13 protein-coding genes are annotated in these 15,171 nt (G+C 72.2%); 12 read left to right on the forward strand and 1 reads right to left on the reverse strand.

Annotated features, from left to right (window positions below; all coding sequences use genetic code 11):
• Window positions 1-43 precede the first annotated feature (43 nt).
• The 12 genes from ABRP24_RS06435 to ABRP24_RS06490 all read left to right on the forward strand — a co-directional run bounded on the left by ABRP24_RS06435 (window position 44) and on the right by ABRP24_RS06490 (window position 13,253).
• The gene (locus ABRP24_RS06435) at window positions 44-697 is read left to right on the forward strand and encodes a response regulator transcription factor (RefSeq protein WP_027464882.1); all 654 of its coding nucleotides are present in this window, start codon (window positions 44-46) and stop codon (window positions 695-697) included.
• The gene (locus tag ABRP24_RS06440; RefSeq protein WP_349847191.1) at window positions 694-1,899 is read left to right on the forward strand and encodes a HAMP domain-containing sensor histidine kinase; all 1,206 of its coding nucleotides are present in this window, start codon (window positions 694-696) and stop codon (window positions 1,897-1,899) included. Before ABRP24_RS06435 ends, ABRP24_RS06440 begins: the two co-directional genes overlap by 4 nt.
• Entirely contained in the window at window positions 1,896-2,414 is a 519-nt protein-coding gene (locus ABRP24_RS06445) for a hypothetical protein (protein ID WP_349847189.1), read from the forward strand. The genes ABRP24_RS06440 and ABRP24_RS06445 overlap by 4 nt, the downstream gene beginning before the upstream one ends.
• Window positions 2,411-3,547, forward strand: coding sequence for a peptidoglycan-binding protein (locus ABRP24_RS06450; RefSeq protein ID WP_349847187.1), 1,137 nt, complete (start codon window positions 2,411-2,413; stop codon window positions 3,545-3,547). Before ABRP24_RS06445 ends, ABRP24_RS06450 begins: the two co-directional genes overlap by 4 nt.
• The gene (locus tag ABRP24_RS06455) at window positions 3,544-4,293 is read left to right on the forward strand and encodes an ABC transporter ATP-binding protein (protein WP_349847185.1); all 750 of its coding nucleotides are present in this window, start codon (window positions 3,544-3,546) and stop codon (window positions 4,291-4,293) included. Before ABRP24_RS06450 ends, ABRP24_RS06455 begins: the two co-directional genes overlap by 4 nt.
• Window positions 4,290-5,477 carry an ABC transporter permease gene (locus ABRP24_RS06460; protein ID WP_349847183.1) on the forward strand — a complete coding sequence of 396 codons (1,188 nt, stop codon included), beginning with the start codon at window positions 4,290-4,292 and terminating at the stop codon, window positions 5,475-5,477. Before ABRP24_RS06455 ends, ABRP24_RS06460 begins: the two co-directional genes overlap by 4 nt.
• 287 nt (window positions 5,478-5,764) lie before the next feature.
• A complete protein-coding gene (locus tag ABRP24_RS06465; RefSeq protein WP_214527474.1) occupies window positions 5,765-7,090 on the forward strand; it encodes a sugar ABC transporter substrate-binding protein in 1,326 nt (441 codons plus the stop codon).
• 3 nt (window positions 7,091-7,093) lie between these two features.
• A complete protein-coding gene (locus tag ABRP24_RS06470; RefSeq protein WP_349847180.1) occupies window positions 7,094-8,167 on the forward strand; it encodes a sugar ABC transporter permease in 1,074 nt (357 codons plus the stop codon).
• Entirely contained in the window at window positions 8,164-9,051 is an 888-nt protein-coding gene (locus ABRP24_RS06475; protein WP_349847178.1) for a carbohydrate ABC transporter permease, read from the forward strand. Before ABRP24_RS06470 ends, ABRP24_RS06475 begins: the two co-directional genes overlap by 4 nt.
• A gap of 259 nt (window positions 9,052-9,310) precedes the next feature.
• Window positions 9,311-10,099 (forward strand): DeoR/GlpR family DNA-binding transcription regulator, encoded by a 789-nt coding sequence (locus ABRP24_RS06480; protein WP_027464875.1) that lies wholly within the window; start codon window positions 9,311-9,313, stop codon window positions 10,097-10,099.
• The gene (locus ABRP24_RS06485; RefSeq protein WP_214525608.1) at window positions 10,096-11,091 is read left to right on the forward strand and encodes a 1-phosphofructokinase family hexose kinase; all 996 of its coding nucleotides are present in this window, start codon (window positions 10,096-10,098) and stop codon (window positions 11,089-11,091) included. The genes ABRP24_RS06480 and ABRP24_RS06485 overlap by 4 nt, the downstream gene beginning before the upstream one ends.
• A 74-nt stretch (window positions 11,092-11,165) precedes the next feature.
• Entirely contained in the window at window positions 11,166-13,253 is a 2,088-nt protein-coding gene (locus ABRP24_RS06490) for a fructose-specific PTS transporter subunit EIIC (RefSeq protein WP_301625521.1), read from the forward strand.
• Window positions 13,254-13,442: 189 nt separating this feature from the next.
• Here ABRP24_RS06490 and ABRP24_RS06495 read toward each other — a convergent pair whose 3' ends face one another.
• On the reverse strand, window positions 13,443-15,140 hold the full coding sequence (locus ABRP24_RS06495) for a beta-N-acetylhexosaminidase (RefSeq protein ID WP_349847175.1): 1,698 nt from the start codon (window positions 15,138-15,140) through the stop codon (window positions 13,443-13,445).
• Window positions 15,141-15,171 lie beyond the last annotated feature (31 nt).

Raw genomic sequence — 15,171 nt, forward strand, 5'->3', positions numbered from 1 at the left:
CGCTTCACAGGTTCGGCAAAGGTACGTCACGTGTGATGTATCGATGCGCGTACTCGTGGTGGACGACGAACGGGCCCTCGCCGACCTGGTCGCGACGGGCCTGACCCGACAGGACATGGCGGTGGACGTCGCCTACCGCGGCGACGACGCCGACGAGCTGCTGGCGGTGCACGACTACGACGTCGTCGTGCTCGACCGTGACGTCCCCGGGCTGCACGGCGACGAGGTCGCACGGCGGCTCACCGCGCGCGGTGCACTCACGCGGATCCTCCTGCTCACCGCCGCGACGACGTTGAGCGACCGGGTGCACGGGCTCGAGCTCGGCGCCGACGACTACCTGACCAAGCCGTTCGAGTACCCGGAACTCGTCGCCCGGGTGCGCGCGCTCGGTCGGCGGAGCGTCGCACCCGTCGCCCCGGTGCTCGAGCGTGCGGGGTTCGTCGTCGACACGAACCGGCGGATGGCCACGCGCGACGGACGGCCGCTCGACCTGACCTCGAAGGAACTCGGGGTGCTCGAGACGCTGCTCCGCGCGGACGGTCGGATCGTGTCCGCCGAGCACCTGCTCGAGAAGGTCTGGGACGTGAACACCGACCCGTTCACCGCCGCGGTCCGCGTAACCATGTCGAAGCTCCGCCGGAAGCTCGGGGACCCCGACCCGATCCGGACGGTGCCCGGCCAGGGCTACTCGCTGTGAGTCGGTGGGCCCGGGGCTGGAGCATCCGGACCCGGACGGCCCTGACGTTCGCGCTCGCGGCCATGGCACTGGCGACCGGGGTCGTCCTCTTCACGAACACGATGTCGCTGGCCGGTGTCGGTGCCGGCCTCGACACCGCGGCCGTGCAGCGCCCGCCGTCCGGATCGCCGGGTGCCACGACCGCTCCAGAACCGATCGAGGTGGGCGGAGACGATGACGGTGCGGTGGCGGTGATCCGGCTCGTGGCAGTGCAGCAGTGGCAGTGGTCCGCGATCGGGATCGCTGGCGCCGGGCTCGCGGCCGGGGGCATCGGCTGGCTCGTCAGCCGCCGGGTCCTCCGCCCCATCGACCGGATCACCGCGACCACGAACCGCATCTCGGCGTCGAACCTGCACGAGCGCATCGCGCTGGACGGTCCGGACGACGAGCTCCGGCGCCTCTCGCGCACCGTCGACGATCTGTTGGCCCGCCTGGAGACCGCGTTCGAGAGCCAGCGTCGGTTCGTCGCCCAGGCGTCCCACGAACTCCGGACGCCCCTCGCGGTGCAGCGCGCGGCGGTGCAGATCGGTCTGCACGACGACGCCGACCCCGCGGACGTCCGAGCGGTCCGGGCGGAGCTGCTGGAGCAGAACCGCCGGACCGAGCGGTTGGTCGAGTCGTTGCTCGTGCTCGCCGAGGCCGATCGCGGCCTGGCGGGCGCGACGCGCGCGGTCGACCTCGACGAGGTGACCGCCGAGGTCGTCGCGGGGGCGGCCCGGGACGCGGCCGAGGCGGGGGTGACGCTGACCCATGAGCGCCGCACCGGGCCTCCCGGCCTGGTCGTACCGGGGGAGCCGACGCTGCTGCGCCAGCTGCTCGGCAACCTGGTCGGCAACGCCGTCGAGTACAACGAACCCGGCGGCGCCGTCCTGGTGACCACGGAGCCGGACGGCTTCGTCGTCGAGAACGGAGGGCCGGTGGTCCCGGCGGACGAGGCGGGGTTGCTCGTCGAGCCGTTCCGCCGCGGTGGGACCGATGCCGGACGCGGCCAGCACAGCGGTCTGGGTCTGTCGATCGTGGCCGCCATCGTGCACGCGCACGGGTGGCAGCTGTCGATCACCGCACGGCCGACGGGCGGGCTGCTCGTCCGGGTCCGTGTTTCGCCGGTGCAACCCGACGAGCACGCGGGGCGAAACAGTCGTTCCGGTGTGCTGGAGGCATGAACCACGCCACGAAGACGACCACCCGTCGCACCCGGTCCCTGATGAGCGCGGCCGCGGCCGTCGTCCTGCTGCCCCTGCTGCTCGTCGGCTGCTCGGACACGGCACCGGACGACGACACGACGACGGCAGCCGGGAGTGCGGCGCCCGGCGTCGCCCTGGCCGAGTGCATGCGCGACCGCGGGTACGACATGCCCGACCCCGGCACGGGTGGCGGGTCGATGCAGCTCAGTGCACCCGACGGCGTCGATCCCGAGCAGTACCAGGATGACCTCAAGGGCTGCCTCGACGACTCCGCAGCGGCCGGCGACGCGCAGGCCGCGCAGCCGATGCCGGGCAGCGAGGAGATCGCCCGGAAGACCGCGGAGTGCCTGCGGGAGCAGGGGTTCCCGGACTTCCCGGACGACCAGGAGGCGCAGAACCGGTTCCAGCCCGACGACCAGGAGGCGTTCGACGAGGCCGCCGGCACCTGCACCGACGCGGCCTTCGAGGCCGTCCAGGGCGGAGCCGGGTCATGAGCCACCGGCGCGCTCGACGCCGGACGATCGTGTCGGTGTGCCTCGTCGCGGCGGTGGCCGCGGGGGCCGGGACGTGGGCCCTCGCCACGGTGCCGAGTGGTCCGGGAGCCTCGGCCAGCAGCGGGTCGCGCGGCGGGACCGCGTCGACCGGAGCCACCGCCGCGGTCACGCGCGGCGACCTGACCGACTCGAAGGTGTTCGCCGGGACGCTCGGGTACGGCGCGGCGACGGGGGTCCCCGGTGCCGCCGCCGGCACGATCACCTGGCTGCCCCGCGCCGGCGACGTCATCGAACGCGACGGGGCCCTGTACGCCGTCGACGAGCGGGACGTCCGGTCGATGTACGGCACCGTGCCGCTCTGGCGTGACCTGGAACGGGGGCTGCAGGGCGCCGACGTGCGGCAGCTCAACGAGAACCTGGCCGCCCTCGGGTACGACGTGTCCGTGGACGACCGGTTCGGTCCACGGACCGAGCGGGCCGTCCGGCAGTGGCAGCAGGACCGCGGACACGAGGTGACCGCGGTGCTGACGGCGGACGACGTCGCCTTCGTGGACGGCGCGGTCCGGGTCGCCTCGGTCGACGGTCGGCTCGGGGAGCGGATCGCCGGCGGGGCTGGTGCGGGAGCGGGAACGGGAGCGGGTGCCGGTGGCGCTGGTGCAGCGGCCGGCGCGGGTCCGGCGGCCGACGTCCTGCAGGTCACGAGCACCCGGCGCGTCGTCGCGGCGACCGTGCCCCAGCGCGACGCCGAGCGGCTCGCGGTCGGCACCGACGTCGAGGTCCGGGTGAACGGCGCCGGGGCAGCCATGCCCGGTTCCGTCGTCGACGTGCAGCCGACGACGAGCGAGGACGGCGGGACGTCCGTCGACGTCTCCGTGTCGTTCGACCCGGGGAAGCGCACGCTGCCCGCCGCGGCGTCCGCGCAGGTCGACGCGAAGGGCACCACCGAGCACGACGTCCTGTCCGTGCCGGTGGCCGCACTCGTCGCGGGTGCCGGTGGCCGGTACGCCGTCGACGTCGTGCAGCGGGGCGGCACGACGGAGCGGGTCCGGGTCGAGCCCGGCTTCAGCGCGGACGGACGGATCGCGGTCACGGGTGACCTGGCCGCAGGCGACCGCGTGGTGGTGCCCGGATGAGCGCCGCCGTGCTGCCCCCCGCCGCCGTGCCGTCAGCCGCCGCCGTGCCGCCACCCGACTCCGTCCTGTCGCTCCGTGACGTCACGAAGACCTACGGCGACGTCGGAGCCCTGCGCGGGGTGTCGCTCGAGGTCACCGCGGGCGAACTCGTCGCGGTCGTCGGCCCGTCGGGATCGGGCAAGTCGACGATGCTCAACGTCGTCGGGACCCTGGACCGTCCCACGTCCGGCACGGTGACGATCGCCGGCAACGACGTCGCGACGATGTCCGACGACGCCCTGTCCGGACTCCGTGCCGACCACATCGGGTTCGTCTTCCAGCACTTCCACCTGCAGGCCGGCGCGACCGCCACCGAGAACGTCGCCGACGGCCTGCTCTACCAGGGCGTGCCCCGGCGCGAGCGGCACCGACTGGCGGTCGAGGCCCTGGGTCGCGTGGGCCTGGCGCACCGGGTGGACCACCGACCGCACCAGCTCTCCGGCGGGGAGCGCCAACGCGTCGCCATCGCGCGGGCCGTCGTGGGCGACCCGACGATCCTGCTCGCCGACGAACCGACGGGTGCGCTCGACTCGGTGTCCGGGGCCGCGGTGGTCGAGCTCCTGCGCGAGCTCAACGCGGCGGGCACGACGGTCGTGGTCATCACGCACGACCTCGACCTGGCGGCGTCGCTGCCCCGGCAGGTCCGGATGCGCGACGGCCGGATCGAGCACGAGGTCACGCCGGTCGTCGACGAGGTCGCCCGGTGAGCCGCCGTCGGTCCCCGGGCGCGGTCGACCTGCTCCGCCTCGGCGTCTTCGGGTTGCGGACCCGTCCGGGTCGCGTCGTGCTGTCGGCGCTCGGCATCGCGATCGGCATCGCGGCGATGCTCGCGGTCGTCGGGATCTCGTCGTCGAGCAAGGCGAAGGTCGACCAGGTGCTCGACACGCTCGGTACGAACGTGCTCACCCTCACACAGGCGCAGGGCCTCGGCGAACCGGTCCCGTTGCCGTCCACCGCACTCGAATCGGTGCTGCGGCAGGACGACGTCGAGTCGGCCGCGGCCGTCGGCACCGTGCCCGACACCGGTGTGTACCGGAACGACCACGTCCCGGCGCCCGAGACGAAGGGCCTCGGGGTACTCGCCGCGTGGGGCGACGTGCCACGGGTCCTCGGCGGCCAGCTCGCAGCCGGGCGGTGGATCGACGACGCCGCCGGGGCGCCGCCGCAGGTCGTGCTGGGAGCACGGGCGGCCGCGGTCCTCGGCTTCGACGACCTGCACCCGGACAGCCGGGTCTGGATCGGCGGTCGCTGGGTGCAGGTGGTCGGGGTGCTCGAACCCGTCGCGCTCGCCGAAGACCTCGACTCGCGGGTGTTCGTACCCCGCGGGTTCGCCGGACAGCTGGGCTTCGACGGGGCCCCGACCGCGGTCTACACGCGTGTCGACGCGGAGCACGTCGAACGGTCCAGGGACCTGCTCGCCGGTGCGGTCCGCCCCGGGGCACCGCAGGACGTCGGCGTGACACGGCCGTCGGACGCGTTGGCAGCGAAGGACGCCACGGACGACTCCTTCACCGGGCTGTTGGTCGGTATCGGCGGGGTGGCGCTGCTCGTCGGCGGCATCGGGGTGGCGAACACGATGGTGATCACCGTCCTGGAACGCCGTGCCGAGGTGGGCGTCCGTCGTGCGCTGGGGGCCCGTCGTCGGAACATCCGCGACCAGTTCCTGGTCGAGTCGTTGCTGCTGTCGTTCCTCGGCGGGCTGGCCGGCGTCGTGCTCGGCGTCGCGGTGACGGTCGTCTTCGCCGTCACGCAGGGCTGGCCGGTCGCGCTGCCGGTCTGGGCCGTCGTCGGGGGACTCGGTGCCACGGTCGTCATCGGCGGGGTCTCCGGGCTCTACCCGGCGGCACGCGCGGCGCGGATCCCGCCGACGTCCGCCCTGGCGGCCGTCTGACGCGTGCGGTGGACGCACGCCCTGGAGGCCCGGTGCCGGTCCGGCGGACCAGCACCGGGCCTCCAGGCGGTCGCTTCCCCACACCGGACGCGAGTCGCAGATCATGCCTGGTCATGACCACCTGGTCAAGCATCTGCGTCGATCTGTTCGACATCCGTGATGCCCCGGAAACACGCGGATCGAAAGCGGTCACAGGGACCGATCCAACGGTTGACAAGGGGTCGTGCAGGGTCTTCTATTGCGAATACGCAACGTCCTTTCATAAAGGTCGGACCAAGGGAGTCATCGTGACACGAACGCGTTTCGCCGCACTCGGTGCGCTCGCCCTCGCAGGCGCGCTCGCCCTCACCGGGTGCTCCGCCGGGAGCAATGCCGCTTCCGACGGCGGCACGAAGTCCATCGGCACACCCGATGGCAAGGGCAAGACCATCACCGTCTGGATGATGAACGGCGACCTGAGCGACAAGGTGCTCGACGCCGCCGGCAAGCAGTTCACCGCCGACACCGGGGCGAAGGTGAAGATCCAGACCCAGCAGTGGGACGGGATCACCACCAAGCTCACCACGGCGCTCGCGCAGAGCGACGCCCCCGACGTCGTCGACCTCGGCAACACGCAGGTGCCGGTCTACGCGGCCGCCGGCGGGTTGACCGACCTGACGCCGTACCGCGACGAGCTCAAGGACGGCCAGACCTGGCTCACCGGGCTCGAGGGTCCCGCCACCGTCGACGGCAAGCTCTACGGGGCACCGCTGTTCGCCGGCAACCGGGCCGTGGTCTACGACAAGAAGGTCTGGAAGGACGCCGGCGTGACCGACGTGCCGACCACCTACGACGAGCTCACCGCCGACCTCGACAAGGTCAAGGCCGCCAACCCGGCCAGTGACTTCTCCGCCTTCTACATGCCCGGTCAGTACTGGTACGGCGGGCTGCAGTGGGTCTGGGACGCCGGCGGCGAGATCGCGACGGACAAGGACGGCAAGTGGACCGGCACGCTGGACTCCGCGGACGCGGTCGAGGGGCTGACCGCCTGGAAGGACTTCCAGAACGCGTACTCGGCGAAGTCCACCCAGGACATCAACACCGACAAGCCCTCGCAGAGCGACGTCTTCGCACAGGGCAACACCTCGGCGTTCCTCGGGTCCGCCTGGGAGATCGGCTCGATCACCACGGCGAAGCCGGAGCTCGCCGATCGCATCGGCACGTTCCCGATGCCGTCGTCCACGGCGGGGAAGACGCAGCCGGTGTTCCTCGGCGGCTCCGACCTGGGGATCCCGGCCAAGGCGAAGAACCAGGAGCTCGCGCTGTACTACCTGAAGATCCTGACCTCGAAGGAGTTCCAGCAGGACCAGGTGTTCGGGGTCGACGGCTGGGAGCCGAACTCCACCGAGCTGCTCGACGCGGTCGCCGACGACGTCGACGAGCTGCACAAGCCCTACTTCGAGGCGGCCGGCACGAGCCGACCGACCCCGGCCACGCCGGGCTGGGCCACCATCGAGGGCGACGCCTCGTTCCAGTCGATGTTCGCCGACGTCGCGACCGGCCGGAAGTCGCCGGAGCAGGCCGCCGAGGGCTTCTCGAAGCACCTCACGACCGCGCTGAACGCGCAGCCGTAGGCGATGACGTCCACTGCGGAGCCGGTGACCGACGCGGAGCAGTCCGCGCCGGTCACCGGCGGGCGGGGCGCCGGCGGGCGGGGCGCCGGCGGCCGGGGTGCCGGTGGCCGGCGGGCCGACGGGCCGGTTCAGGGGTCGTCGCGGGGATCCCGTCGGGGTGGGCGCGGCGCGGGTCGTCGGTCGCCGGTCGGGTCGCGGGCGCCGCTCGTCCTGCTGGCCCCGGCGGCACTGCTGCTCCTGGCCCTCGTCGTCTACCCGCTCGTCCGGCTCGTCGTCATCTCGTTCCAGGACTACGGGCTGCGGGCGATCTTCACCGGACAGGCCGGGTTCACCGGGCTGACGAACTACACGGACGTCCTGACCGACGCGTCGTTCTGGCCGGTCATCCTGCGCACCGTGCTCGTGACGGGCGCGATGGTCCTGGGCACGATCGTCATCGGCATGGGGGTGGCGCAGCTGCTCACCCGCCTCGGCGTCGCGATGCGCACGATCGTCAGCGTCGTGCTCGTGCTGGCCTGGGCGATGCCGAACGTGGCCTCGAGCCTGGTCTGGCAGTGGCTCTTCCAGCCGTTCTACGGCGTGCTCAACTGGCTCATCACGCAGCTGCGGGTGTTCGGAGACCACACGCAGGACAACTGGGCGTCGCACCCGGGGCAGGCGTACACGATCGTGCTGACCCTCGTCATCTGGCAGGCCGTGCCGTTCGTGGCGCTGACGCTGTACGCCGCGCAGTCCCAGATCGCGCCGGAGTACTACGAGGCCGGTGCGCTCGACGGGGCCTCGGTGTGGACGATGTACCGCGCGATCACGCTGCCGGCACTCGCGCCGACGCTGCTGCTCGTGTCGATCCTGTCGGTGATCTGGGACTTCAACGTCTTCAACCAGATCTGGCTGCTCACCCGCGGTGGACCGGAAGAGGCCACGCTGACGCTCGGCATCTGGACCTTCGTGCAGTCGTTCGTGTCCAACGCCTACGGGCAGGGCGCGGCGATCGCCGTGATCTCGACCCTGATCCTCGGGGTGCTCACCAGCTACTACATCCGCCGGCTCGTCCGCAGCGGTGAGGAGGACCTGTGACCGTCTCGAGAACGGCGCCCCGTACGAGCGGGGCGTCCGCGCAGGGCCCCGTGCGGGTGCGCAAGCGCAAGCCGCGCGTCGTCGCGAACACCATCGCCGTGCTGTTCTGCCTGGTCTGGGTGTTCCCGATCTACTGGATGGTGAACACCGCCTTCAAGCCCGCCGACGAGGTCACCACGATGACCCCGATCTGGGCGCCGCTGCACCCGACGCTCGACAACTTCACGCGGGCGCTCACGCAGGAGGGCTTCCTGGTCTACCTGCGGAACTCCACGATCGTGGTGGTCGCGGCCGTGCTGCTGTCGATCGTCGTCGGGTTCCTGGCCTCGGCGGCACTGTCGCGGTTCCGGTTCCGGGGACGGCGGGCGATCCTGGTCGCGATCCTGTTCGTGCAGATGATCCCGTCGGGTGCACTGCTCATCCCGCTGTTCCTGTCGTTCCAGACCCTCGGACTGCTGAACAGCTACGTCGGGCTGATCCTGGCGTACGTGGCGAGCGTGCTGCCGTTCTCGATCTGGGTGATGCGTGGCTTCTTCGTGGCCGTCCCCGTCGAGATCGAGGAGGCGGCGAAGGTGGACGGCGCCGGCACCTTCCGGATCCTGTGGAGCGTGCTGTTCCCACTCGTCATGCCCGGGGTCATCGCCACGAGCGTGTTCGCGTTCATCGCGGCGTGGAACGACTACCTGATCGCGTACGTGATGCTCAAGGACCAGGGGATGTACACGCTGCCGGTCTGGCTCGCCGGGTTCTCGACGAACAAGGGCACGGACTTCGGTGGGCTGATGGCGGCGAGCGTGCTGTTCTCGATCCCCGTCGTGGTGTTCTTCCTCATCGTGCAGCGCCGCCTGGTCAGCGGGATGACGGCGGGTGCCGTGAAGGGGTAGCCGTCGGGCGACCGACACCTGCGTCGTGTCGCGAGGTCACAACACCCCGCATGCTGCCTGTGAGCGGTCACGGAACGTCGGCTGGCGCGGTCGCAGCCGACACTTCGTGACCCCTTGGCCTCCGGCTTGCGACGTGTTGTGACCGCTGCAGCGCACGGCCTGCACCTGTGGACGTGTTGGTTGTGTGACGGAACGGTTGCGTTCTTGTGGGTTTCGGACGTACAGTGCTCGAAACCCAACGGAACGAAGGAGTTCGGGCATGTACGCAACCGAGCGGCACACCGCCATCGCCGCCGAGCTGCAGTCCGCCGGCCGCGTGTCGGTCGCCGGTCTGGCCGAGCACTTCGACGTCACCACCGAGACCGTGCGCCGCGACCTCGACCTGCTCGAGACCGCAGGGGTCCTGCGTCGCGTGCACGGGGGAGCGGTCCCCGTCGGGCGCTCGAGCGTCGTCGAGCTCAGCGTCGCCGAGCGGGAAGGCCAGCACGGCTCCGCGAAGTCCGCGATCGCCCGGGCCGCGATGCGCCTGGTCCCGCCGACGTTCACCGGCTCGATCGCCCTCGACGCCGGCACCACCTGCGCCGCCGTCGCCTCTGAACTCGCCCGCTGGGAGCCCGAGGTCGCCGGCTCGACGATCACCGTCATCACGAACTCGGTGCCGATCGCCGCCACCCTGCAGCACAGCGAGCACCTCGAACTGCACCTGCTCGGCGGCCGCGTGCGCGGCGTCACGAGCGCCGCGGTCGGCACGGCCACCGTCGAGCAGATCGGTGCCCTGCGGCCCGACGTGGCGTTCATCGGCACGAACGGGCTGTCCGCCGGCTTCGGCCTGAGCACCCCGGACGAGTACGAGGCCGCGGTGAAGGGCGCCTACGTGCTCGCCGCCCGACGGGCCGTGGTGCTCGCCGACGCCGCCAAGCACGGCGTGGAGGCCCTGATGCGGTTCGCCCGCCTGGACGAGATCGACACGCTCGTCACCGACCAGCAGCCGCCCGCCGACCTGGCCGAGGCGCTCGCCGGCTCCGACGTCGAGGTCGTCGTCGCATGAACGTCCGCATCGTCACGGTCACCCCGAACCCGTCCCTCGACCGCACGATCGAGCTCGCCGGCGAACTGCAGCGCGGCGCCGTCCAGCGTGCGACACGGTCCACCGCGGAACCCGGCGGCAAGGGCGTCAACGTCTCCCGCGTGGTCGTCGCGAGCGGCGGGGACACCGTCGCCGTCCTGCCCGGCGACGAGCTCGACCCGGTCCTGCTCGGCCTGGCCACGCGCGGCATCCCCACCGCAGCGCTGCCGATCGGGGCGCCGCTCCGGTCGAACGTCACCGTGACCGAGCCGACCGGCACCACGACGAAGCTCAACGAACCCGGCCCCTCGCTCGCCGGACGCCTCGACGACCTCGCCGCCCTGGTCGCCGACACCGCCGCCGCGACCGCCACCGGCCCCGCCGCCCGCTGGGTCGTGGTCGCCGGGTCGCTGCCGCCCGGTCTGCCCGACGACGCGCTGGCCGTGCTCGTCCGGGCCGTCCGTGCCCGCCACGGTGCGGACGTCCGGATCGCCGTCGACTCGTCCGGGGTGCCGTTCACCGCTCTGCTGCAGTCGGGTGAACGGATCGACCTGGTGAAGCCGAACGCCGAGGAACTCGCGGAGGTCGTCGGCGGCGACCCCGAGGAGTACGAGCGCGACCTCGACGCCGCGGTGGCCGGGGCCCAGCGGCTGCGGCGGCGGAACGTCGGCACGGTCCTGCTCACCCTGGGCAGCGCCGGTGCCGTGCTGGTCTCCGACGAGGGCGCGTTCGCCGCCGCCGCACCGAGGATCGTCGCCCGGTCGACGGTCGGCGCGGGGGACTCCTCGCTCGCCGGCTACCTGCTCGCCGAGGTCGCGGGAGCGTCGCCCGAGCAGCGTCTCGCCCAGGCCGTCGCCACCGGTGCCGCGGCCGCAGCCCTGCCCGGCAGCGACGTGCCGGCACTCGACCACACCGACCCGACGGCGGTCTCCGTCCGGGTGCTCGAAACGCACCCGGCCCCCGAACCCGCCTGATCCCCTCCCCACCCGATCACCCCACGAACACCTGCACCACCGCGCGATCAGCGCCATTGCGAAGGAGCAAGCACATGTCCGCAGACTCGAGTCCGCGCCTCATCAGCGCACAGCTCGTCGGCCTCGACGAGGACCTCGGCGCCACGTCGACCGACGTGATCCGGGTGCTCGCCGACCGCGTCGCCGCGACCGGCCGCGCCGCCGACGGTGACACGCTCGCCGACGACGCCATCAAGCGCGAGGCGAGCGTCGGCACAGGCGTCCCCGGTGGCATCGCCATCCCGCACGCCCGGTCGGCGTCGGTGTCCGAGCCGACGCTGGCGTTCTCGCGCCTGGCCCGGAAGGTGCCCTTCGGTGCTCCGGACGGCGACGCCGACATCGTCTTCATGATCGCCGTGCCCGAGGGGGCGGACAAGGACCACCTGACGGTCCTCTCGACCCTGGCCCGGGCGCTCATCCGTGACGACTTCACGGCCGCGCTGCGCGCCGCGACCACGGCCGACGAGATCGTCCGGTTGGTCGACGACGAGGTGAGTGGCGAAGTTGCCGAGGCGGGCGTCGGGAAGGCGAGCAGTGCCGCCGAACCGGCCACCGCGCCGGAGGCGGGCCGCAAGGTCTTCGTCGGCGTCACCGCCTGCCCGACCGGGATCGCGCACACCTACATGGCGGCCGACGCCCTCGTCGCCGCAGCCCAGCGCGCCGGTGCCGAGATGCACATCGAGACGCAGGGGTCCTCGCAGGTCGAACCCCTCGACCCGGCGCTCATCGCCCGGGCCGACGCCGTGGTGTTCGCGGTCGACGTCGACGTCCGCGACCGCGGTCGGTTCGCCGGCAAGCCGCTGGTGTCCGGACCCGTGAAGCGCGGTGTCGACGAGCCCGACAAGATGATCGCCGAGGCCATCCGCGCCTCGGAGGACCCGCACGCCGCACGCGTGCAGGGCGGCGCCGCCGTCGAGGGCGAGACGAACAAGTCGAACGAGCACTTCGGGCAGGCGCTCAAGCGCTGGCTGCTCACGGGCGTCAGCTACATGATCCCGTTCGTCGCCGGCGGCGGGCTCCTCATCGCGCTCGGCTTCCTGCTGTCCGGGTACGGCATCGCGCTGACCCACGGTGACTCGGGCCAGAACAACGCCGTCTTCACGCTCACCAACTACACCCTGCTGAACCTGCCGCCGGAGGGCCTCGGCTACTACCTCGGCGCCGCCGCGTTCCAGATCGGGTCCGTGTCGCTCGGGTTCCTGGTCGCAGCACTCGCCGGGTACATCGCCTACGCCATCGCCGACCGTCCCGGCATCGCACCGGGCTTCGTGGCCGGGTCCATCGCCGTGTTCATGAACGCCGGGTTCCTCGGTGGTCTGGTCGGTGGCCTCATCGCCGGTGCCGCCGCGTACTGGATCGGGCGCATCCCGACCTGGCGCTGGCTGCGCGGCCTGATGCCGGTCGTGATCATCCCGCTGTTCGCGTCGATCATCGCCTCGGGCCTGATGCTGCTGGTGCTCGGTGGCCCGATCGCCTGGGTCATGACCGAGCTCACCGCGTTCCTCAACTCGTTGTCCGGTGCCTCGGCCGTGCTGCTCGGGATCATCCTCGGCCTGATGATGGCGTTCGACCTCGGTGGTCCGGTCAACAAGGTGGCGTACGCGTTCGCCGTCGCCGGGCTCGGTGCCGGGACCGCCACGAACGTGGTGCCGTTCGAGATCATGGCCGCCGTCATGGCGGCCGGCATGGTGCCGCCGCTCGCACTCGCACTCGCCTCGACCGTGCTCTACCGCAAGGGCTTCACGAAGCCGGAGCGCGAGAACGGCAAGGCCGCGTGGCTGCTCGGTGCGTCCTTCATCTCCGAGGGTGCGATCCCGTTCGCCGCTGCCGACCCGCTGCGCGTCATCCCGGCGTCGATGGTCGGTGCCGCGATCACGGGTGCGATCTCGATGGCTGCCGGCGTGACCTCGCGAGCGCCGCACGGCGGGATCTTCGTCTTCTTCGCGATCGGTGACGTCCTGATGTTCGTCGTCGCGATCCTGGCGGGGACCGTGGTGTCCGCGCTGGTGCTCGTCGCCCTGAAGAAGTGGGTCCGTCGTCGCCCCGTCGACGAGGCCGCTGCGGCCAGTGAAGCTGCGGTGGCGGGCGAGACGGTGGGCCAGCGCGCACCGGTCGCCGCGTAGTCGACGCGACCCCAGGGAAGACGGGAGGCCCGGTGCCAGCTGGCACCGGGCCTCCCGTCCGTCGTGTGGTCGCGACGCACCGCCGGCCGCGCGTCGGGCGGTCACGTCACGTCGCTGGCGTGGCGCCCACACGTCGGAACCTGACCGCTCGGCGGAACCGAGCGGGGTGTCGCGACCGCTCGACGCGCGCTACTCGGCGATGTTCGCCGTGACCGCGTCGATGTACGCCGCACGCTCCTCGCGCGAGTGCGGGCGACCCGGCACGCCCGGTCGCTGCTCCCACGGGAACGGCCCGGCCTCGTGCCGGTACTCGATCCCCATGGCCTCGAGCCGGGCGGTGTGCTCGGCCAGGCGCCCGCGGAACTCGGCGAGGTCACGCGGCCCGGTGACGTCCGCCGACCACAGTGCCTCGGCGAGGGCGGCGACGCGGGGGAAGAGCTGGTAGTCGAGCCGACGGGCGGAGTCGACGTGCTCCGTCCACATGTTGCCCTGGCCGCCGATGACGTGGGCGCGCTCGGCGTCGGTGAGTCCGGACGGCACCGGGTCGAAGGCGAAGACGTCGTCGACGGTGAGCACGATCGAGACCGGGATCGGCTCGGTCGGCAGGTCGCTCTGGCGGTAGTCGAGGTAGACCTGGTCGTCCGGCGACGAGATGACGTCGTGCCCACGGCGTGCGGCGGTGCGTGCGCCGGTCAGCCCGCGCCAGGAGACCACGGTCGCCGAGGGGTCGAGCGTGCCGCCCTCGAGGATCTCGTCCCACCCGAACGCCCGCCGGCCGTGCGACTCGACGTGTGCGGCGAGCTGCCCGATGATCCAGGCCTGCAGCTGTTCCTCGTCCTGCAGCCCGAGCTCGCGGATGCGCTCCTGGGTGCGCGGGTCGGTCTCCCACTGCACCTTCGGGCACTCGTCGCCGCCGATGCCGATGTAGCCGGAGGGGAAGAGCGCGATGACCTCGTCGAGGACGTCCTTGAAGAAGTCGATCGTGGCGTCCTCGGCGTTCAGGACATCGTCGGTGATGCCCCACTCGGTCCACACCTCGACCGGCTCACCCGTGACGCCGAGCGACGGGTAGGCCGCCAGCGCCGCACGGACGTGCCCGGGGGTCTCGATCTCGGGGACGACGGTGACGAACCGGTCGGCCGCGTACGCCACGATCTCGCGGATGTCGTCCTGCGTGTAGTACCCGCCGTGCGGGCGGCCGTCGAACCCGGCGACGACGAGTGTGCCGTCCGGCCCGGGGACGTGCGCGCCGACCTGGGACTCCCGACGCCAGGAGCCGACCTCGGTCAGGCGCGGGTGCTTCCGGATCTCGATGCGCCACCCCTGGTCCTCGGTGAGGTGGAAGTGCAGGCGGTTGATCCGGTGCGCGGCGAGCTGGTCGACGACCCGCATGACCTCGTGCTTCGTGCGGAAGTGGCGGGCGACATCGAGCATCACGCCGCGCCAGGCGAAGGCCGGGGCGTCCTCGACGACCACGGCGGGGACGGACCACGGGCCGGTCGCGACCCGGCCGCTGCGGTACACGTCCGGGGGCAGCAGCTGCAGCAGGGCCTGCACGCCGTAGAAGACCCCGGCGGGCGAACCGCCGACGACGTCGATGCCGTCCGGCGTCACCGTGAGGCGGAACGACTCCGCCCGGTCGCCCTCCGGCGTCGTCGGGCCCGTGGGCAGGGACGGGTCGTCGGCGACGCGCAGTGCGATCGTGCCGGCCCCCGGTGCCGTGTCGTCGAGGGCGTCCCGCACCGGCAGCCCGGTCGATCCCCGCAGGGTCTGCTGCAGGTACAGTCGGACGGACTCGCTCGCCGGGTCGGCGGCGATCCGGGTCGACGGGGTGATCTCGAAGGCCCCGACACCGGGAGCGGTGCGGCGCGGTCGTGGGACGAGCATGTCGGAGCCACCATTCCTCAATGATCTTTCG

It is taken from the genome of Curtobacterium sp. WHRI 8282 (assembly GCF_040223925.2).
GTDB lineage: Bacteria > Actinomycetota > Actinomycetes > Actinomycetales > Microbacteriaceae > Curtobacterium > Curtobacterium flaccumfaciens.

Coding starts and splice junctions, on each gene's coding strand:
- ABRP24_RS06435 (WP_027464882.1), top strand. CDS start 44: ATGCGCGTACTCGTGGTGGACGACGAACGGGCCCTCGCCGACCTGGTC.
- ABRP24_RS06445 (WP_349847189.1), top strand. CDS start 1,896: ATGAACCACGCCACGAAGACGACCACCCGTCGCACCCGGTCCCTGATG.
- ABRP24_RS06450 (WP_349847187.1), top strand. CDS start 2,411: ATGAGCCACCGGCGCGCTCGACGCCGGACGATCGTGTCGGTGTGCCTC.
- ABRP24_RS06455 (WP_349847185.1), top strand. CDS start 3,544: ATGAGCGCCGCCGTGCTGCCCCCCGCCGCCGTGCCGTCAGCCGCCGCC.
- ABRP24_RS06470 (WP_349847180.1), top strand. CDS start 7,094: ATGACGTCCACTGCGGAGCCGGTGACCGACGCGGAGCAGTCCGCGCCG.
- ABRP24_RS06480 (WP_027464875.1), top strand. CDS start 9,311: ATGTACGCAACCGAGCGGCACACCGCCATCGCCGCCGAGCTGCAGTCC.
- ABRP24_RS06485 (WP_214525608.1), top strand. CDS start 10,096: ATGAACGTCCGCATCGTCACGGTCACCCCGAACCCGTCCCTCGACCGC.
- ABRP24_RS06490 (WP_301625521.1), top strand. CDS start 11,166: ATGTCCGCAGACTCGAGTCCGCGCCTCATCAGCGCACAGCTCGTCGGC.
- ABRP24_RS06495 (WP_349847175.1), bottom strand. CDS start 15,140: ATGCTCGTCCCACGACCGCGCCGCACCGCTCCCGGTGTCGGGGCCTTC.